The organism is Mycobacterium sp. NGS51, from assembly GCF_059812525.1.
Genome location: NZ_JCALCV010000024.1, coordinates 26,375 through 42,116, shown reverse-complemented (window position 1 = coordinate 42,116; position 15,742 = coordinate 26,375). Strand labels below are relative to the sequence as shown.

At 65.5% G+C, this 15,742-nt stretch carries 18 protein-coding genes; 9 read left to right on the top strand and 9 right to left on the bottom strand.

What is annotated here, in order from left to right; all coding sequences use genetic code 11:
- The first annotated feature begins 2 nt into the window (after positions 1 to 2).
- From AC5Y5W_RS22790 to AC5Y5W_RS22775, 4 genes are read left to right on the top strand one after another with little or no spacing between them, the layout of a single operon-like run.
- Positions 3 to 860: an SDR family NAD(P)-dependent oxidoreductase gene (locus AC5Y5W_RS22790; RefSeq protein WP_500012992.1), complete on the top strand. Its 858-nt coding sequence runs from the start codon at positions 3 to 5 to the stop codon at positions 858 to 860.
- Between the two features lie 22 nt (positions 861 to 882).
- On the top strand, positions 883 to 1,803 hold the full coding sequence (locus AC5Y5W_RS22785; protein WP_500012921.1) for a ferritin-like domain-containing protein: 921 nt from the start codon (positions 883 to 885) through the stop codon (positions 1,801 to 1,803).
- A gap of 3 nt (positions 1,804 to 1,806) precedes the next feature.
- Positions 1,807 to 3,267, top strand: coding sequence for a flavin-containing monooxygenase (locus AC5Y5W_RS22780; protein ID WP_500012919.1), 1,461 nt, complete (start codon positions 1,807 to 1,809; stop codon positions 3,265 to 3,267).
- Positions 3,268 to 3,274: 7 nt separating this feature from the next.
- The gene (locus AC5Y5W_RS22775; protein ID WP_500012918.1) at positions 3,275 to 4,165 is read left to right on the top strand and encodes a MerR family transcriptional regulator; all 891 of its coding nucleotides are present in this window, start codon (positions 3,275 to 3,277) and stop codon (positions 4,163 to 4,165) included.
- Between the two features lie 78 nt (positions 4,166 to 4,243).
- Here the strand turns inward: AC5Y5W_RS22775 and AC5Y5W_RS22770 are convergent, their stop codons facing one another.
- The gene (locus AC5Y5W_RS22770) at positions 4,244 to 5,590 is read right to left on the bottom strand and encodes a salicylate synthase (RefSeq protein ID WP_500012917.1); all 1,347 of its coding nucleotides are present in this window, start codon (positions 5,588 to 5,590) and stop codon (positions 4,244 to 4,246) included.
- A gap of 351 nt (positions 5,591 to 5,941) precedes the next feature.
- Between AC5Y5W_RS22770 and AC5Y5W_RS22765 the strand changes: the two genes are divergently transcribed.
- Entirely contained in the window at positions 5,942 to 6,142 is a 201-nt protein-coding gene (locus AC5Y5W_RS22765; RefSeq protein WP_500012916.1) for a hypothetical protein, read from the top strand.
- Here AC5Y5W_RS22765 and hemW read toward each other — a convergent pair.
- The 3 genes from hemW to AC5Y5W_RS22750 are packed head-to-tail and all read right to left on the bottom strand — an operon-like array spanning position 6,139 to position 8,267.
- Positions 6,139 to 7,299 carry a radical SAM family heme chaperone HemW gene (gene hemW, locus AC5Y5W_RS22760; protein ID WP_500012914.1) on the bottom strand — a complete coding sequence of 387 codons (1,161 nt, stop codon included), beginning with the start codon at positions 7,297 to 7,299 and terminating at the stop codon, positions 6,139 to 6,141. The two genes, AC5Y5W_RS22765 and hemW, sit on opposite strands and share 4 nt — an antisense overlap.
- A gap of 45 nt (positions 7,300 to 7,344) precedes the next feature.
- Entirely contained in the window at positions 7,345 to 7,755 is a 411-nt protein-coding gene (locus AC5Y5W_RS22755) for a transglycosylase family protein (RefSeq protein ID WP_500012912.1), read from the bottom strand.
- The gene (locus tag AC5Y5W_RS22750; RefSeq protein ID WP_500012911.1) at positions 7,725 to 8,267 is read right to left on the bottom strand and encodes an Rv1363c family protein; all 543 of its coding nucleotides are present in this window, start codon (positions 8,265 to 8,267) and stop codon (positions 7,725 to 7,727) included. Before AC5Y5W_RS22750 ends, AC5Y5W_RS22755 begins: the two co-directional genes overlap by 31 nt.
- 165 nt (positions 8,268 to 8,432) lie before the next feature.
- Here AC5Y5W_RS22750 and AC5Y5W_RS22745 point away from each other — a divergent pair, with 165 nt between their 5' ends.
- From AC5Y5W_RS22745 to AC5Y5W_RS22730, 4 genes are all read left to right on the top strand, one after another.
- Positions 8,433 to 8,528 carry an Ms4527A family Cys-rich leader peptide gene (locus tag AC5Y5W_RS22745; RefSeq protein ID WP_500012909.1) on the top strand — a complete coding sequence of 32 codons (96 nt, stop codon included), beginning with the start codon at positions 8,433 to 8,435 and terminating at the stop codon, positions 8,526 to 8,528.
- A 112-nt stretch (positions 8,529 to 8,640) separates the two neighbouring features.
- Positions 8,641 to 10,308 (top strand): nitrite/sulfite reductase, encoded by a 1,668-nt coding sequence (locus AC5Y5W_RS22740; RefSeq protein WP_500012908.1) that lies wholly within the window; start codon positions 8,641 to 8,643, stop codon positions 10,306 to 10,308.
- A complete protein-coding gene (locus AC5Y5W_RS22735; protein WP_500012906.1) occupies positions 10,305 to 11,036 on the top strand; it encodes a phosphoadenylyl-sulfate reductase in 732 nt (243 codons plus the stop codon). The genes AC5Y5W_RS22740 and AC5Y5W_RS22735 overlap by 4 nt, the downstream gene beginning before the upstream one ends.
- Positions 11,033 to 11,779 carry a sirohydrochlorin chelatase gene (locus AC5Y5W_RS22730; RefSeq protein WP_500012991.1) on the top strand — a complete coding sequence of 249 codons (747 nt, stop codon included), beginning with the start codon at positions 11,033 to 11,035 and terminating at the stop codon, positions 11,777 to 11,779. The genes AC5Y5W_RS22735 and AC5Y5W_RS22730 overlap by 4 nt, the downstream gene beginning before the upstream one ends.
- A 34-nt stretch (positions 11,780 to 11,813) precedes the next feature.
- Here the strand turns inward: AC5Y5W_RS22730 and AC5Y5W_RS22725 are convergent, their stop codons facing one another.
- The 5 genes from AC5Y5W_RS22725 to AC5Y5W_RS22705 all read right to left on the bottom strand — a co-directional run bounded on the left by AC5Y5W_RS22725 (position 11,814) and on the right by AC5Y5W_RS22705 (position 15,733).
- Positions 11,814 to 12,866: a sulfate/molybdate ABC transporter ATP-binding protein gene (locus AC5Y5W_RS22725; protein ID WP_500012904.1), complete on the bottom strand. Its 1,053-nt coding sequence runs from the start codon at positions 12,864 to 12,866 to the stop codon at positions 11,814 to 11,816.
- Entirely contained in the window at positions 12,863 to 13,678 is an 816-nt protein-coding gene (cysW, locus tag AC5Y5W_RS22720; RefSeq protein WP_500012902.1) for a sulfate ABC transporter permease subunit CysW, read from the bottom strand. Before cysW ends, AC5Y5W_RS22725 begins: the two co-directional genes overlap by 4 nt.
- A complete protein-coding gene (gene cysT / locus AC5Y5W_RS22715; protein ID WP_500012900.1) occupies positions 13,675 to 14,502 on the bottom strand; it encodes a sulfate ABC transporter permease subunit CysT in 828 nt (275 codons plus the stop codon). The genes cysW and cysT overlap by 4 nt, the downstream gene beginning before the upstream one ends.
- The gene (locus AC5Y5W_RS22710) at positions 14,499 to 15,482 is read right to left on the bottom strand and encodes a sulfate ABC transporter substrate-binding protein (RefSeq protein ID WP_500012990.1); all 984 of its coding nucleotides are present in this window, start codon (positions 15,480 to 15,482) and stop codon (positions 14,499 to 14,501) included. The genes cysT and AC5Y5W_RS22710 overlap by 4 nt, the downstream gene beginning before the upstream one ends.
- Positions 15,483 to 15,640: 158 nt before the next feature.
- Positions 15,641 to 15,733: an Ms4533A family Cys-rich leader peptide gene (locus AC5Y5W_RS22705; RefSeq protein ID WP_419866436.1), complete on the bottom strand. Its 93-nt coding sequence runs from the start codon at positions 15,731 to 15,733 to the stop codon at positions 15,641 to 15,643.
- Positions 15,734 to 15,742: the final 9 nt, after the last annotated feature.

Here is a 15,742-nt window from a genome sequence, read left to right as displayed (position 1 = left end):
GCATCCCCCTCCTGCCCGGACTGTCCCACGCCGCAAACAAGACCAGCCACGACGCGTCTGCAGTGGTCACCGGCGCCGGCAGCGGAATCGGCGCGGCGTTCGCCGTCGAACTCGCCCGTCGGGGCGGCGCGGTGGTGTGCAGCGACATCAACGAAGCCGCCGCCGCCCAAACTGCTGAAGCGATTACCGCAGCTGGCGGCCACGCCACCGCGATCTGCTGCGATGTCTCTCAGATCGACGACGTCGCCGACCTCGCAGCACGGTCAGAGTCCTGGTTCGGCGCCGCGCCCACGCTGGTGATCAACAACGCCGGCGTCGGCGCCGGTGGGGCACCCATCGGCGAAGTCTCTCTGGACGATTGGCACTGGACCCTGGGCATCAACCTGTGGGGCCCCATCCACGGCTGTCACGTGTTCGCGCCGATCCTGCGGGCGGCCGAGCCTGCCAAGAAGCCGCGGGGCATCATCAACGTCGCCTCGGCCGCAGCGTTCGGCGCCGCCCCCGGTATGGCCGCCTACAACGTGAGCAAGGCGGGCGTCTTGTCGCTGTCGGAGACCCTGGCTGCCGAATTGCCCGGTGCGGGCGTGAAAGTCACGGCGCTGTGTCCCACCTTCGTCAAGACCAACATCGTCGAATCCGGCCGCATCAGCGCCCAGTCGACCGAACTGGCGGCCAAGCTGATGCGCTGGACCGGACTTTCGGCCACCAAAGTCGCACGCAGTTGTCTGGATGCCCACGATCGCGGCGAGCTGTACTGCATGCCGCAGCTGGACGCCAAAATCGGCTGGAACGTCAAACGTCTCGCCCCGACGACCTACACCCGAACGGTCGGGCTGGTGTCGCGCGGCGGGCTGCACTGAAGATCGCGAAGGAGCGGCGCAGATGACCATCGACATGGACATGATGTTGGCCAAGATCAAGGACCGGCAATGGGCACTGGCTGACATCGACTGGGACGCGCCCGGCGCCGAAACCATCAGCGACGAGTTCCGGCCCAAGCTGAAAGCCTTTATGGCCGACCTGTGCTGGATCGAAAACATCGGTGCCCGCGGCTTTGCCGCGTTGGCCAAGAAGGCGCCCAACCCCACCATCGCCGAGATCTACCGCTACTTCCACGCCGAAGAGCAACGCCACGCCAACGCCGAACTGGCACTGATGAAGCGCTGGGGCATGCTCGAGGACAATGAGGTTCCCGAGCCGAACGTGAACATCAGGCTGGCCATTGACTGGCTGGACCGCTGGGCCGACGACATGCCGCTGTCTCTGCTCGGCACCGTCATCCCGATGCTCGAAGTCGCCCTGGACGGCGCCCTGTTGAAGTTCCTCCTCGACGAGGTGCACGACCCGGTTTGTCACCAGGTGTTCGAGAAGATCAACAATGACGAATCACGCCATCTGGTCGTCGATTTCGAAGTTCTCGACATGATAGGCCACGCGAAGGTCCGACGGTTGCTGATCGACTTCGTCGGTCGCAATGCCACTCCGGGCCTGATCATCGGCGCAGTCATGGGCGCGCCGCTGATCAACAGAATCCGCAACGAGATCACCGCCATGGGTATGGAGCCCGAGCGGCTATATAAAGCCGTCAAACGATTCAAAGAGCTCGGCGACCGCGGTCCACACACCGGGCGGGTACCGACGTATCGATTCCTGCGGCGCTACGCCGGCGTGGTCACGAACCCGCGCCACCCCTACCACCTGCTGGCCAACTCGATGGTGTGGCTTTCCGACCGGTATCCACGGCCCCTGCTGCCGTCGGTACCGAGCTGGGTGAGAGAAGTCACCCACGAGCCGGCGGCTTAAGCGATGGCGCGCAACCACACCCACGCCGCGCTGATTGTGGGCGCCGGCTTCACCGGACTGGGCGCCGCGATCAAGCTTGCCGAAGCCGGCGTCGACGATTTCGTCATCCTGGAACGTAGCGACCGGGTGGGCGGAACCTGGCGCGACACGACCTACCCGGGCGCCAGCTGCGACATCCCGTCGCTGCTGTATTCGTTCTCGTTCGTCAAAAACCCGGGCTGGTCGCGCACATACTCTCCCGCCGAGGAGATCCGTCGCCACATCGAGGACATGGCCACCCGGTTCGACATCCGTCGCCGCATCGAATTCGGCAGCGAAGTCAACGGATTGTCGTTCGATGACGACGCCGGTGTCTGGACCGCAACCACCGCAACTGGTAAGCGATTTCGCGCTCGCACGGTGGTGTTGGCGTCCGGACCGCTGCCGGACTCGAGCTTTCCCGACATCCGCGGCATCGACTCCTATCAGGGTCACAAGATCCACAGCGCCCGCTGGGATCAGGACTACGACTTCGCGGGCAAGCGCGTCGCCGTCGTCGGCACCGGGGCCAGCGCCATCCAAATCATTCCCGAACTGGTCAAGCACGCCGAGTTCGTCAAGGTATTCCAGCGCACACCAGGCTGGGTACTCCCCCGCCTGGACGTGGCCACCCCACCGGCGCTGCAGGCCATGTTTGCGAAAGTGCCTGCCGCCCAAGAGCTTGCTCGACAAGCACTGTTCTGGGGTCATGAGGCCAGCGCGACCGCGCTGGTGTGGAACACGCCGCTGACCTCTCTGGTGGCTCAACTGGGGCGCGCACATCTTCGGATGGCCGTCAAAGACCCGTGGCTACGCCGGCAGCTGACGCCCAGTTTTGCGCCGGGCTGCAAACGCATGCTGGTCTCCAGCGACTACTACCCCGCCCTGCAGCGCGATAACTGCAAGCTCATCGACTGGCCGATCGCGACGCTGAGCCCGGTGGGGATCCGCACCAGTGACGGCATCGAACATCATCTGGACTGCATTGTGTTCGCCACCGGCTACGACGTGCACCTGACCGGCCCGCCGTTCCCGGTCACCGGGCTGGGCGGCCGGTCGCTGACCCAAGAGTGGGCCAACGGCGCGCAGGCCTACAAAAGCGCCAGCGCACACGGGTATCCGAATTTGTTCTTCATGACCGGACCCAACTCTGGGCCCGGCCATAACTCGCTGTTGGTGTATATCGAAGGCCAGCTGGACTACGCGGTGCGCGCCATCACCACCATCCTCGACAACGACCTGCGTTACCTCGACGTACGCGCAGACGTGCAGCGCCGCTACAACGAACGCATCCAGCAGCGCCTGACTAAGACGACCTGGATGTCGGGTTGCAGCAGCTGGTATCTGACCAAGGACGGGTTCAACGCGTCGATGTATCCCGGATTCGCCACCCAGTATCTTCGACAGATGCGTGACTTCCGGTTCGCCGACTACCAGGCGGCCTGATCCGCCGATGGCTCCCGACCGAGCGGTACGACCAGAGACCGGCACCATCGCCGCAGTGCTGGCCAACCTACGACGCGCACCGCAACGCGTTCGGCGTCAGTCACGCGAGGTCATCGACACTGCGGTGGCACAGCTATTCGACGCGGCGGCACGTCAGCCCCACGGTATGTCCGGGGAATACCGCATCGACGACCTGGCGCGGCTGGCCGGCACCACCACCCGCAATATTCGGGTCTACCGCGATCGCGGTCTGCTGCCGCCGCCGTTGCGCGTCGGGCGCATCGCGCTGTTCAACGACACCCACCTGACCCGACTGCGGTTAATCACGTCGATGCTCGACCGCGGATACAACATTGCGCACGTACGGGAAATGCTCAGCGCGTGGGAGGAAGGCAAGAACCTCGGCGACGTGCTGGGCTTAGAGACCGCGATCGTGGGCACCTGGACCACCGAAAAGTCCGAGACAATGCCGCTCGCCGACGCGCGTCGACGCATCGACGACCCGCTCGCCTTCGAGCGGCTGGTAGGCCTGGGTGTGATCCGCGTCGACGGCCCACGGGCCACGATCACCCGGCCCAAACTGATCGACGCGTTCAACGAGATCCGCAGCTACGGCGTCAGCTTGGCCAAAATGATTGACCTGCACGAGCAGATCGTGCCGCTGATCGACCAGATCAGCGAGATGCTGGTACGCGCCGGCGCCGAGCACGTCGCCCACCGGCTCAAACCAGGCGAGGCGCTGCCCGCCGACACCGAAATCGCCGAGCTGATCACGATGTTGGTCCGGTTCCGTACCCAGGCCGTCGCCTCGGTCACCGCCACGCTGGCGTCGTCGATCGAAACGACGATCGAATCACTGGTCAGCAAGATCCTTGGCGATTACATGGAGAACGCCTGACCCATCTCCGCGAGCGTGCGCAAAAACGGGTTCTGCTACGGCGTGTCGGCCGGGAACACGCACGCTCGCGCAAAAGGGTTAGGACCTCGCGACCAGATATGGCGCTAGCGTTGTCAGCTTCTCGCAGGTCTCCTCGAATTCGCGCTCAGGGTTCGATGCGCCGATGACGCCGGCTCCGGCACGCAGCCACGTTCGTCCGTCGTGTTCATAGACCGCCCGCAACGTCAGCGCAGCGTCCAACCCACCGTCACTGGAAAACTTCACCACCGCACCGGAATACAGAGTGCGCGGGCTTTCGTCGAGGCGCAGGATGGCATCGACACTGGCCGCCTTGGGAATGCCGGACGCGGTGACGGCGGGGAACAACGTCTCCAGCGCGTCCATCCGGTTTTTCGACGTGCACAGCCGTCCGCTGACCGTCGAGCCCAGGTGCTGCACGCTGCCGCGTTCGCGCACTGTCATGAAATCGGTGACTACGGCGCTGCCTGCTTCGGCGACCTCGGTAATCTCCAGCAGCGAGCTCCGGACCGACATGGCGTGCTCGACGATCTCTTTGGAGTTCGATTCGAGATCGTCGCGGGCTTGGCGATCCCGTGCCTCCCCCCGCCCCAGCGCCCGAGTGCCGGCCAGCGGCTCGGTGATCACGGCCCCGTCGCGGCGGACCGCCGCGACCAGTTCGGGGCTGTAACCGACCGCGCGGAAACCACCCAGTCGCAACAGGAACGACCGCGCTGGCGTGTTGTGCCGACGGCCCAGCCGATACGTCGCTGGGAAGTCGAGCCGGAACGGCACGTCGACACAGCGGGACAGGATCACTTTGTGATAGCCGCCGCTGTTGATTTCCTCGATCGCCGCTGACACTCGACCGCGGTAGCCGGTGTTATCAGTCGCCACGTCGAGAGCGGACGCGGACGGCGTGGCATTCAAACCATCACGCAACAACCCGTCGACCGCATCGCGGTGGCGTGGCCCGGCGTCGAGCAGCCGCACCGTCTCGTCAGTGATCACGATTCGGGTGCGCGGCCAAAACACCCGCGCCAACGGCGTATTCGGGGCCAGCCGGTCCTGCAGCCCAAAACGATAGGCACCGAATTCGAAGGCGACCCACCCGAACAGCTCGTCGGTTTCCAGCAACAATCGGTCAATCGCCTCGCCGAGGACCGGTCCCGGGCGCCCCGACCAGGATTCCCGTCGTGTGACGCCGTCCCGGGTGACGCGCAACTCATTGCAGTCCAGCTCGACCATCGCCAGCACCCCAGCGGCCAGCACCCATTGGCCGTCGTGCTCGTAGAGCAGATATTCCTCGCCGTCGCACTCGGGCAACGCGGCAACCAGCTCGGCTGCCAGGTCGGCGGGGGCGATATCGGCGGGTAACCGACATGACAGTGACTCGGCGTCTACGGAGCTAGTCTGGACTTCGGTCACGGCTAGTAAGACTAGCCTAACCTCAGAACAGGTGGGAGGCTCCGGGCCAAAGTGCGCGGTCGGCCATTTAAGTAGTCCTGACTTTAACTGCCGTCGACTGCCCCGCACCGGCCGTGATCACGGCCTGAACCGTCGAATCGACCACCGACGACGCCCGTGGGCGCCGCACGCTTCGGGTCGTCGGACAGTTCCCGTGCTTGGCTGGTCATCGAACGTTTCCACAACGTTCAATCCGTAGTCCCGCAATGGATCGCGGCTCGCTGCGGGTCATTCGTAGCATCACGTTCGGCCCGACCGGTGACCAGATCCGCAGCCGACCACAACCGAACAGATTCGAGAGGGGCAACCACCGTGTTCACAATCCGGCTTCGCGACGGTGACGAAGTCCACGCCAACGACGGCGACAAGCTATCGATCAACCACGACACGGGCGTCCTCACTGTTACTCGGGTTGACGGTTTCGAGGAAGTCACCACCCATTTCTCGCCCTCGGCATGGGGATCGGTGACTCACCGCGTCAAGGGCGCCGGGATGAAGAGGGTGTCGGCCTAACCCAGCACGTTGCGCACCACGCCGTCGGCCAGGAGCCGGCCGCGATCGGTGAGCACCACCCGGTCGGCGCCCTCATGGGCCAGCAAACCGTCGGCGACGGCGACCGCGGCACGTTCGCGCTCGGCGGCATCGAGTAGGTCGAGTGGCAGGCCCTCCCGCAGCCGGATGCGCAGCATCACGTCCTCGGTGTGCAATGCGTCGGCTGGCAGTGCCTCGAAATCGGCCACCGGCAGCGACGCGTCGGCGAGCCGCTGCGCATAGGTGTTGGGGTGCTTGACATTCCACCATCGCGTGGCGCCGACGAAGCTGTGCGCTCCGGGCCCGGCGCCCCACCACTGGCCGCCGTTCCAGTAGCCGAGGTTATGACGGCACTGCCCGCCGGGCCGGCTCCAGTTGGATACCTCGTACCAGTCCAGGCCGGCGGCGCGCAGCGTCGCATCCACCAGTTCGTAGCGATGCGCCAGCACGTCGTCGTCGGGAGCGGCCAGCTCGCCACTGCGCACCCGGCGGGCCAATGCGGTGCCCTCTTCGACGGTCAGCGCGTACGCCGACACGTGGTCGGCGCCAGTCTGCAGCACTGCATCGACTGAGCGTTGCACGTCGTCATCGAATTCCCCGGGCGTGCCATAGATCAGGTCGAGGCTGACGTGCTCGAAACCGGCCGCCAACGCCTCGCCGGCCGCGGCCGCCGCCCGCCCCGGGGAGTGCACCCGGTCGAGAGTGGCCAGCACCCGCGGCGCCACCGATTGCATGCCCAGCGACACCCGGGTGTAGCCGGTTGCGCGCAGCGCCGCGAACATCTCCGGCGTCGTCGACTCCGGGTTGGCCTCGGTAGTGACCTCGGCATCCGGCGCCAGCGGAAAGCGCTCGCGGACCATGTCGAGGACTGCACACAGCCGCGCACTGCCCAGCAGCGACGGCGTCCCGCCCCCGACGAACACGGTGGCGACCGATGGCGCGCCGAGCTTGGCGGCCGCCAACTCGAGCTCCGAAGCCAGCACCTGCAGCCAGGCGTCGGGGTTGACCCCGCCCAATTCGGCCGGCGTGTAAGTGTTGAAGTCGCAGTACCCGCAGCGGGTCAGGCAGAACGGCACGTGAACGTACACGCCGAACGGGGCGCCCGGAGCCAGCTGCACGTCGGGCAGAGATGGTGTCACGGCACCCCATCATCCCATGGCGAGCCGAGCGCAAGCTGTTTCGAATCAGGACCCGTTGAGTTTGTCGAACATGTAGTTCAACAAATGATTCAGCGAGCCCACCGGCGCTGCCTTACGACTAGCACCACCACCAGAAGCGCATGATGGCCACGCTTTCGGCCCCTGGGTCGCCATGATCCGCTGCCCCACCTGGATCTGCTGGGCACGTGAGGCGTATTGCGGTGAACCAACGCCGCCGTTGTCCTCCCAGGTGGCCTTGCTGATCTGCAGGCCGCCGTAAAAACCGTTACCGGTATCGGCCGCCCAGTTACCACCGGATTCACACTGCGCAAGCGCGTCCCAGTTGACCTCGGCGGACGCGATGCTGCTGATCGGATTAATCGACGCCGCCACGATCGCAACTGCCGCCAGCGCGCACCCACGTTTCATCGCAACTGCACCTTGCTGGCCAGCCACTGGCCGTCGACTTTGTCCATGGTCATGTTGACGAGGCTGTAGTCGGTCTCCGAGTCGGGATCATCGGTGTTGGTCACCAGTTGCTCAACAAACAGCAGAACCTCGACCTGGTCGGTGCTGGCGGACTTGACCACCGATTCGACGACGCGACCTTGCGTTGCTGCCTGGTGGTCGAGCAACACCGTGCGCAGCGTTCCGTTGGATTTGTCGTAGCGTTGCTTGAACTCGCCGGTTGCGCCATCGCGTAGCGTCGCGATGTTGCGGTCCATCGCCTGGCTGTCAAAATTTGTCAGCGCGACGGCATATTTCACTGCCGCGGCGACCGCCTGCTGGGTGGCTATCGCCGTCTGGTGCCGCTCGTATTGGAGCCACCCCACATAGCCGCCTGCTCCGGCCAGGACGACCACCAGCGCTGCGACGGCAAACCAGCGGCGATACGCGCGCGGCGACGCCGGCGCGGCGTTGTGGTTTTCGTCACGAACGCCGGATTGCGAAGGTTCCGTGTCAGTCATCTCAACCGCCTGCCTGCCCGCGCCGGATGGCGTGCGCCCAGGTAGTTTGGCCCAGCGGCGCCTGCATCTGAGGGACCGACACACCGGTCCTCGGGCTTTTATTCACGGTGATCGCAATTTCGACCCGGTCGGGCGGGTTTTCGCAATCCGTGGCACAATGGCCGGGTGACCGCCGCCCACCGCAGCCAGCTCCGTATTGCCCTGGTGGCGCGCCGGCATATCGATCTCAAGCGTGTCTGCAGCTGTCGCTGTCTGCCTTGATGTCGTAGACCCGCCCACCCTGTCCTTGCAGCTGGCCGCGGATCTGCGCCGCCGGACAGCTAACCGGTGATGTGCGCGTTCCCAGCCGGCCCTCCGCGAAGGAGATCGCCGAATGACGACCCCCCGCCCCGCCAAAGGTCGCACCGAAGGCCAGTGGGCGCTCGGCGAGCGTGAACCGCTCAACCCCAACGAACAGCTCAAGGTCGACGACGCGCCCCTCAACGTGCGGGACCGTATCGAAAACATCTACGCCAAGCGTGGTTTCGACAGCATCGACAAGACCGATCTGCGTGGGCGGTTCCGTTGGCTGGGCCTCTACACCCAGCGCGAACAGGGTTACGACGGCACCTGGACCGGCGACGAGAACGCCGACCTGCTCGAGGCCAGCTACTTCATGATGCGGGTGCGTTGCGACGGCAAGCCGCTGTCGGTCGCCGCGATGCGCACGCTGGGCCAGATCTCGACTGAATTCGCCAGGGATACCGCCGACATCTCCGACCGGCAGAACCTGCAATGCCACTGGATCGAGATCGAAAACGTTCCCGAGATCTGGCGACGACTCGACGCCGTCGGCCTGCAGACCACCGAAGCATGCGGTGACTGCCCGCGCGGCATGCTCGGTTCGCCGCTGGCCGGGGAATCGCTCGACGAGGTGCTCGACGCCTCCCCTGCTCTGGACGAGATCGTGCGGCGCTACATCGGCAAGCCGGAGTACGCGAATCTGCCGCGCAAGTACAAGACCGCGGTCTCGGGCCTGCAGGACGTCGCGCATGAGATCAACGACATCTCCTTCATCGGCGTCAACCATCCCGAGCACGGTCCGGGTCTGGATCTGTGGGTCGGCGGCGGATTGTCCACCAACCCGATGCTGGCCAAACGGGTCGGTGTCTGGGTGCCGCTGGACGAGGTGGCCGACGTGTGGGAGGCCGTCACGTGCGTGTTCCGCGATTACGGCTACCGGCGGCTGCGCTCCAAGGCCCGGCTGAAGTTCCTCATCAAAGATTGGGGCGTTGAAAAGTTTCGTGAGGTTCTCGAACAGGAATACCTGGGCCGCAAGCTGATCGACGGCCCGGCCCCCGAACCGGTCAAGCACCCGATCGACCACGTCGGCGTACAGCGACTGAAGAACGGCCGCAACGCCGTCGGGGTGGCCCCGATCGCCGGACGGGTCTCCGGGACCATCTTGACCGCGGTGGCCGACCTGATGGAGCGCGTCGGATCTGATCGGGCGCGCTTCACGCCCTATCAGAAGCTGATCATCCTCGACGTGCCCGACGAGCGACTCGACGAGATGATCGCCGGGCTGGACGCATTGGGCCTCCAATCGCAGCCGTCGCACTGGCGGCGAAACCTGATGGCGTGCAGCGGAATCGAATTCTGCAAGCTCTCGTTCGCCGAGACCCGTGGTCGCTCGCAGGTTTTGGTGCCCGAGTTGGAGCGCCAGTTGGAGGACATCAACGCCCGGCTCGATGTGCCGATCACGATCAACATCAACGGCTGCCCGAACTCGTGTGCGCGCATCCAGGTCGCTGACATCGGGTTCAAGGGCCAGATGGTCGACGACGGCCACGGCGGCTCGGTCGAAGGCTTCCAGGTCCACCTCGGCGGCAGCCTCGGGCTGGACAGCGGTTTCGGCCGCAAGCTGCGCCAGCACAAAGTCACCAGCAGCGAGCTGAGCGATTACATCGACCGGGTGGTACGCAACTTCGTCAAACAACGCGACGACGGCGAGCGGTTCGCCACCTGGGCGGCCCGCGCCGACGAGGCGGATCTGCGATGAGCGGTGCGACGGAGGCGGAGCTTCGAGACCTTGCCGCCCGCGGCGCGGCGGAACTGGCCGACGCCAACGCCTCCGACCTGCTGCGCTGGACCGACGAGCACTTCGGCGGCGTCAACGGCCCGCGGGGTGCAGCAACCTGTAACTACGTCGTGGCGTCCAACATGCAGGACGCGGTGCTGGTGGACTTGGCGGCCAAGGTGCGGCCCGGCGTTCCGGTGCTGTTCCTCGACACCGGTTATCACTTCGTCGAAACCATCGGCACCCGCGACGCGGTCGAGGCGGTCTACGACATCCGGGTGCTCAACGTCACGCCTGAGCACACGGTGGCCGAGCAGGACTCGTTGTTGGGCAAGGACCTGTTCGCCCGCGAGCCCAACGAATGCTGCCGGCTGCGCAAGGTGGAGCCGCTGTCCAAAGCGCTGCGCGGCTACTCCGCCTGGGTCACCGGGCTGCGCCGGGTCGAGGCGCCCACCCGGGCCAACGCCCCGCTGATCAGTTTCGACGAAGCGTTCAAGCTGGTGAAGATCAACCCGCTGGCGGCGTGGTCGGATCAGGACATGGACGACTACATCGCCGAAAACGATGTGCTGGTCAATCCGCTTGTCTACGAAGGATATCCGTCGATCGGCTGCGCCCCCTGCACGGCCAAACCGGCTGAGGGCGCCGACCCGCGCAGCGGACGCTGGCAAGGGATAAGCAAGGTCGAATGCGGGTTGCACGCCTCATGACGCTGGGTTCATTTGGCGCCGACCCGCTGCACTCGGCTCCGCCGAGTTTGCGATCGCCGCTGGTGCTCACCGCGCACGGCAGCGCGGATCCACGGTCGGCCGCCAATGCGCAGGCCGTCGCCGGTCGGCTACGACGCATGCGCCCGGGCCTGGATGTGCGGGTTGCCTTCTGCGAGCAGAACTCGCCGATGCTGGCCGACGTGGTCACTCCCGGTTCGGTGGTGACACCGTTTTTGCTGGCCGACGCCTACCACGCTCGCATCGACATTCCTCGACAGATCGCGGGGCACCGTGGGGTGCGACAGGCGGCGGTGCTCGGGGAGGACGAGCGGCTGATTGCCGTACTGCACAAAAGACTGCGCGAACTGGCTGTTTCCGGACTCGACCGCGATCTCGGTGTGCTGGTGGTGGCGATCGGCTCGAGCGATGCCGCGGCGAACGCGCGCACCGCAACGGTGGCCGTCAGGTTGGCGGCCGGCACCCGCTGGGCCGATGCGACGACCGCGTTTGCGACCGCGGCCGGCTCGCTGGCCGAGGCCGCAGACCGGTTGCGGGGCGCCGGCGCCCGGCGGCTGGTGATCGCGCCCTGGTTCCTGGCGCCGGGACGGCTGACCGATCGAGTGGCTGACTTTGCGCACGATCGCGGTATTGCCATGGCGGCCCCGCTGGGCGCGCATCCGCTGGTGGCTCAGACGGTGCTGGACCGCTTCGATGCGGCGCTGACGGAGCAGGCTGCGGCCTGACCATCTCTGGCGCGAGGGTGCGCAGACCCGGGAATTAAGTCGGCGTGTCGACCGGCGACACGCACGCTCGCGGCAAGGGGAGATCGGGCACCCGGGTGGCGGCCGCGTAGACGGTGTCGCCTTCTTTCAGACCGAGTGCCTCTGCGTCGCCCCGGGTGATCTGCGCGGTGAACGGGCCGCCGGTGGCGGCGTTGGTCAACTCCACCCGGACCTCGAAGCCCAGCATCACCACGCGGTCGATGGTGGCGCGGATGACGCCGGCGGATTTGGCGGCGTCGTCGCTGGCGGCGATCTTCATGTCGGGATTGCGCCCGACCCGGATGTCGTGCGGACGCACCAAGGTGCCGTTCAACGAGGACACCGCGCCCAAAAACGACATCACGAAGGCGTTCGCCGGACTGTCGTACACGTCGGCCGGGGATCCGACCTGCTCGATACGACCCTTGTTGAGCACTGCAATCCGATCGGCCACATCGAGCGCCTCGGCCTGGTCGTGCGTCACCAGCACCGTGGTGACGTGCACCTCGTCGTGCAACCGCCGCAGCCAGGCCCGCAGATCTTCGCGGACCTTGGCGTCCAACGCACCGAACGGCTCGTCGAGCAGCAGCACGTGCGGGTCGACCGCCAACGCGCGGGCCAGCGCCATACGCTGCCGTTGACCACCGGAGAGCTGGTTGGGGTAGCGGTTCTGAAAACCGCTGAGCCCCACCACCTCGAGCAGATTGTCGACTTTTTTCTTGATCTCCGACTTCGGCCGCCGGCGAATCCGCAGCCCGAATGCGACGTTGTCGCGGACGGTCAAATGCTTGAAAGCGGCGTAATGCTGGAACACAAACCCGATGCCCCGCCGCTGCGGTGGCACCCGGGTCACGTCGAGGCCGTTGATCGTCACGGTTCCGGTGTCAGGCCGGTCGAGTCCGGCAATGGCACGCAACAACGACGACTTGCCCGACCCGCTAGGGCCCAACAGCGCCGTCAGCGAACCGGCGGGCACCGTGAAGTCCACGTCGTCGAGTGCGACGAAGTCGCCGTGGCGTTTGTTGGCGCCCCGTACGATGATCGCGTCTGTCCCTGAGTTGGCAGTCATGCGGCCTCCTTGCCGGAACGTCGGATGTCGAGCAAGACCTGAACGATCAGCACCACCACGGACACCCCCATCAGCAATGTCGACAAGGCATAGGCACCGTACTCAGCGCCCCGGTTGTAGCGGTCGGAAACCAACAGCGTCAACGTCTGTGATTTCCCCGGCAGGTTCGACGACACCATGAGCACCGCGCCGTATTCGCCGAGAGTACGGGCGATGGTCAACACGATGCCGTAGGTGAGGCCCCACCGGATCGACGGCAGCGTGATCCGCCAAAAGGTCTGCCACCAGGTCGAACCCAGCGTTGCGGCGGCCTCCTCCTGGTCGGTCCCCAACTCGTGCAGCACCGGTTCCACTTCGCGGACCACGAATGGCAGCGTGACGAAGACACTCGCCAGCACGATCCCGGGCAGACCGAAGATGATCTTGAGCCCTAAATCTCTCTCGACGAAGCCCAGCGCGCCGGCCGACCCCCACAACACGATCAGCGCCACACCCACGATGACGGGCGAAACGGCAAACGGCAGATCGATGATGGCCTGCAGCAGACCCTTACCACGAAACCGGTTGCGCGCCAACATCAATGCCGTCGGAATACCGAACACGACATTCAGCGGCACCACAATCGCCACGACCAGCAACGACAACTGCAGTGCCGAGATCGCCGCGGGCGTGCTGATATAGGCGTAGAACTGGCCGATGCCGGGCGAAAAGGTTCGCCACAGGATCACCGCAACCGGAACAACGAGCAATACGGCGACATAGCCCAGCGCGATGCAACGGACGAGGCAGCGAACGCGCGGTGAGGTCGTCATGCCGACAACTCCTCGCGTTTGGCGGCGCGTGAACCGACAGTGCGCAAGAGGAGCAACACGACGAACGAGATGCTCAACAACACAATGGATATCGCGGCCGCGCCGGTGCGGTCGTCGTTCTCGATCAAGGTACGGATCCACTGCGAGGAGACTTCGGTTTTCCCGGGCACCGCACCGCCGATCAAAACCACCGAGCCGAACTCACCGATGGCACGCGAAAACGCCAGGCCCGCACCGGTTAGCAACGACGGTGTCAGCGACGGCAGCACCACGGAGGTGAAGATCGTCGCGCTGTTGGCGCCCAGCGACGCGGCCGCCTCCTCAGCCTCGCGGTCGATCTCGAGCAACACCGGTTGGACGGCGCGCACCACGAACGGCAACGTGACGAACGCCAGCGCCACCCCCACACCCCACCCGGTGTGCTGCAGATGCAGCCCGACGGGGCTGTTGGGCCCGTAGAGGGCCAGCATCACCAGGCTGGCAACGATGGTGGGCAACGCGAACGGCAGGTCGATGATCGTGTCGACGAGCCGCTTACCGGGGAAATCGTCGCGCACCAGCACCCAGGCGATCATCAGGCCGAACACCAGATTGAGCACCGTGACCCCGGCCGAAATCGTCAGCGTTACCCGAAACGACTCCAGCGCGGCATTCGAGGTGACCGCCAGCCAAAATGCGCGCCAGCCGCCGTCGACTGCTTGCCAGGCGATCGCGGCCAATGGCAGCAACACGATCACCGACAACCACACCGTCGCCATACCGACCCGCAGCGGGGTGTTGCCGCGGCGCGCCTGAGTCAGGTGGGGTGCAATCGTGGCCGTCATCCGGTGGCCCGCATGTAGATCCGGGTGATGCTGCCGGAGTTCTTGTCGAACAACTGCGGGTCCACGGTGTCCCAGCCGCCTAGGTCAGTAATCGTCCACAGCTTCGTCGGTACCGGGAACTGGTCACGGAAATCGGCGGCGACGGCCGGGTCCACCGGCCGGAAACCCGCCTCCGCCCACAACTTCTGGGCTTGCGCGGAGTACTGAAAGTTTTTGAACGCGGTCGCGGTGTCCAGATGCGCGGTGGTGGTCACGACCGCAAGCGGGTTGTCGATCTTGAAGGTCTGCGGCGGGTTCACGTGGGTGATCGGCTTGCCTTGCCGCTCGGTGGCGATGGCCTCATTCTCATAGCTGATCAGCACATCGCCGCTGCCCTGGACAAAGACATCGGTGGCTTCGCGCCCGGACCCCGGACGCAGTTTGACGTGCTGGCCCACCAGCTTGTTGACGAAATCCACTCCGGCTTGGGGATTTCGTCCTCCGCCACTCTTGACGGCGTACGGCGCCAGCAGATTCCATTTCGCCGAGCCCGAACTGAGCGGACTGGGGGTGATGACCTCCACACCCGGCTTCACCAAGTCATCCCAGTCTTTGATGTTTTTCGGATTGCCCTGGCGCACCACCAGCGTCACCACCGAGCCGAACGGGATGCCCTTGGTGGCGTCCTTGTCCCAGTCCTTGGAAACCTTGCCGGCCTTGACCAGGCGGGTGATGTCGGGTTCGACCGAGAAATTCACGACATCGGCCGGTTTGCCGTCGACGACGCCACGTGACTGATCCGCGGAGGCCCCATATGAGCTGACCACCTGAACGCCCTTGCCGTCTTCGGAGGCGTTGAACGCGGGAATCACCTTGCTCCAGCCGGGTTCTGGAGCAGAGTAGGCAACCAGTGTGATGCTGACCCGCGCATTGCGCGGGCCGCTGCCTCCGACCACGTCGCTGGGACCACCGTGGCAGGCGGCCGCGACGGCCGCGGCCATCGCGAGGGCGACGACACGCCATCCCCTGATGTGGTTAAGCATCGGTGACCTTTCGGGCTGCGGGAATCGAATCACCGCGACGGAAAGGCCTCGGGTCGTTCAGTGACCAGCACTCGTCAGTTGCACCGACACCGACGCCAGACCGCGCGCGTATTGGTTCAGCGGCGACAGTGCACATCGGCCACAGCGGAATCACCCACGGCAATGAGTGCCAAGACATAGCACTCTCGGTTGCCGGACGCTGCGCGCATGCCGCGAAG

Excerpts from the sequence above, each read along its gene's own strand:
- AC5Y5W_RS22750 (WP_500012911.1), bottom strand. The coding sequence starts at position 8,267 with ATGACTGACACGGAACCTTCGCAATCCGGCGTTCGTGACGAAAACCAC.
- AC5Y5W_RS22730 (WP_500012991.1), top strand. The coding sequence starts at position 11,033 with ATGACGCTGGGTTCATTTGGCGCCGACCCGCTGCACTCGGCTCCGCCG.
- AC5Y5W_RS22725 (WP_500012904.1), bottom strand. The coding sequence starts at position 12,866 with ATGACTGCCAACTCAGGGACAGACGCGATCATCGTACGGGGCGCCAAC.
- cysT (WP_500012900.1), bottom strand. The coding sequence starts at position 14,502 with ATGACGGCCACGATTGCACCCCACCTGACTCAGGCGCGCCGCGGCAAC.
- AC5Y5W_RS22735 (WP_500012906.1), top strand. The coding sequence starts at position 10,305 with ATGAGCGGTGCGACGGAGGCGGAGCTTCGAGACCTTGCCGCCCGCGGC.
- AC5Y5W_RS22785 (WP_500012921.1), top strand. The coding sequence starts at position 883 with ATGACCATCGACATGGACATGATGTTGGCCAAGATCAAGGACCGGCAA.
- cysW (WP_500012902.1), bottom strand. The coding sequence starts at position 13,678 with ATGACGACCTCACCGCGCGTTCGCTGCCTCGTCCGTTGCATCGCGCTG.
- AC5Y5W_RS22780 (WP_500012919.1), top strand. The coding sequence starts at position 1,807 with ATGGCGCGCAACCACACCCACGCCGCGCTGATTGTGGGCGCCGGCTTC.
- AC5Y5W_RS22775 (WP_500012918.1), top strand. The coding sequence starts at position 3,275 with ATGGCTCCCGACCGAGCGGTACGACCAGAGACCGGCACCATCGCCGCA.
- AC5Y5W_RS22705 (WP_419866436.1), bottom strand. The coding sequence starts at position 15,733 with ATGCGCGCAGCGTCCGGCAACCGAGAGTGCTATGTCTTGGCACTCATT.
- AC5Y5W_RS22740 (WP_500012908.1), top strand. The coding sequence starts at position 8,641 with ATGACGACCCCCCGCCCCGCCAAAGGTCGCACCGAAGGCCAGTGGGCG.
- AC5Y5W_RS22710 (WP_500012990.1), bottom strand. The coding sequence starts at position 15,482 with ATGGCCGCGGCCGTCGCGGCCGCCTGCCACGGTGGTCCCAGCGACGTG.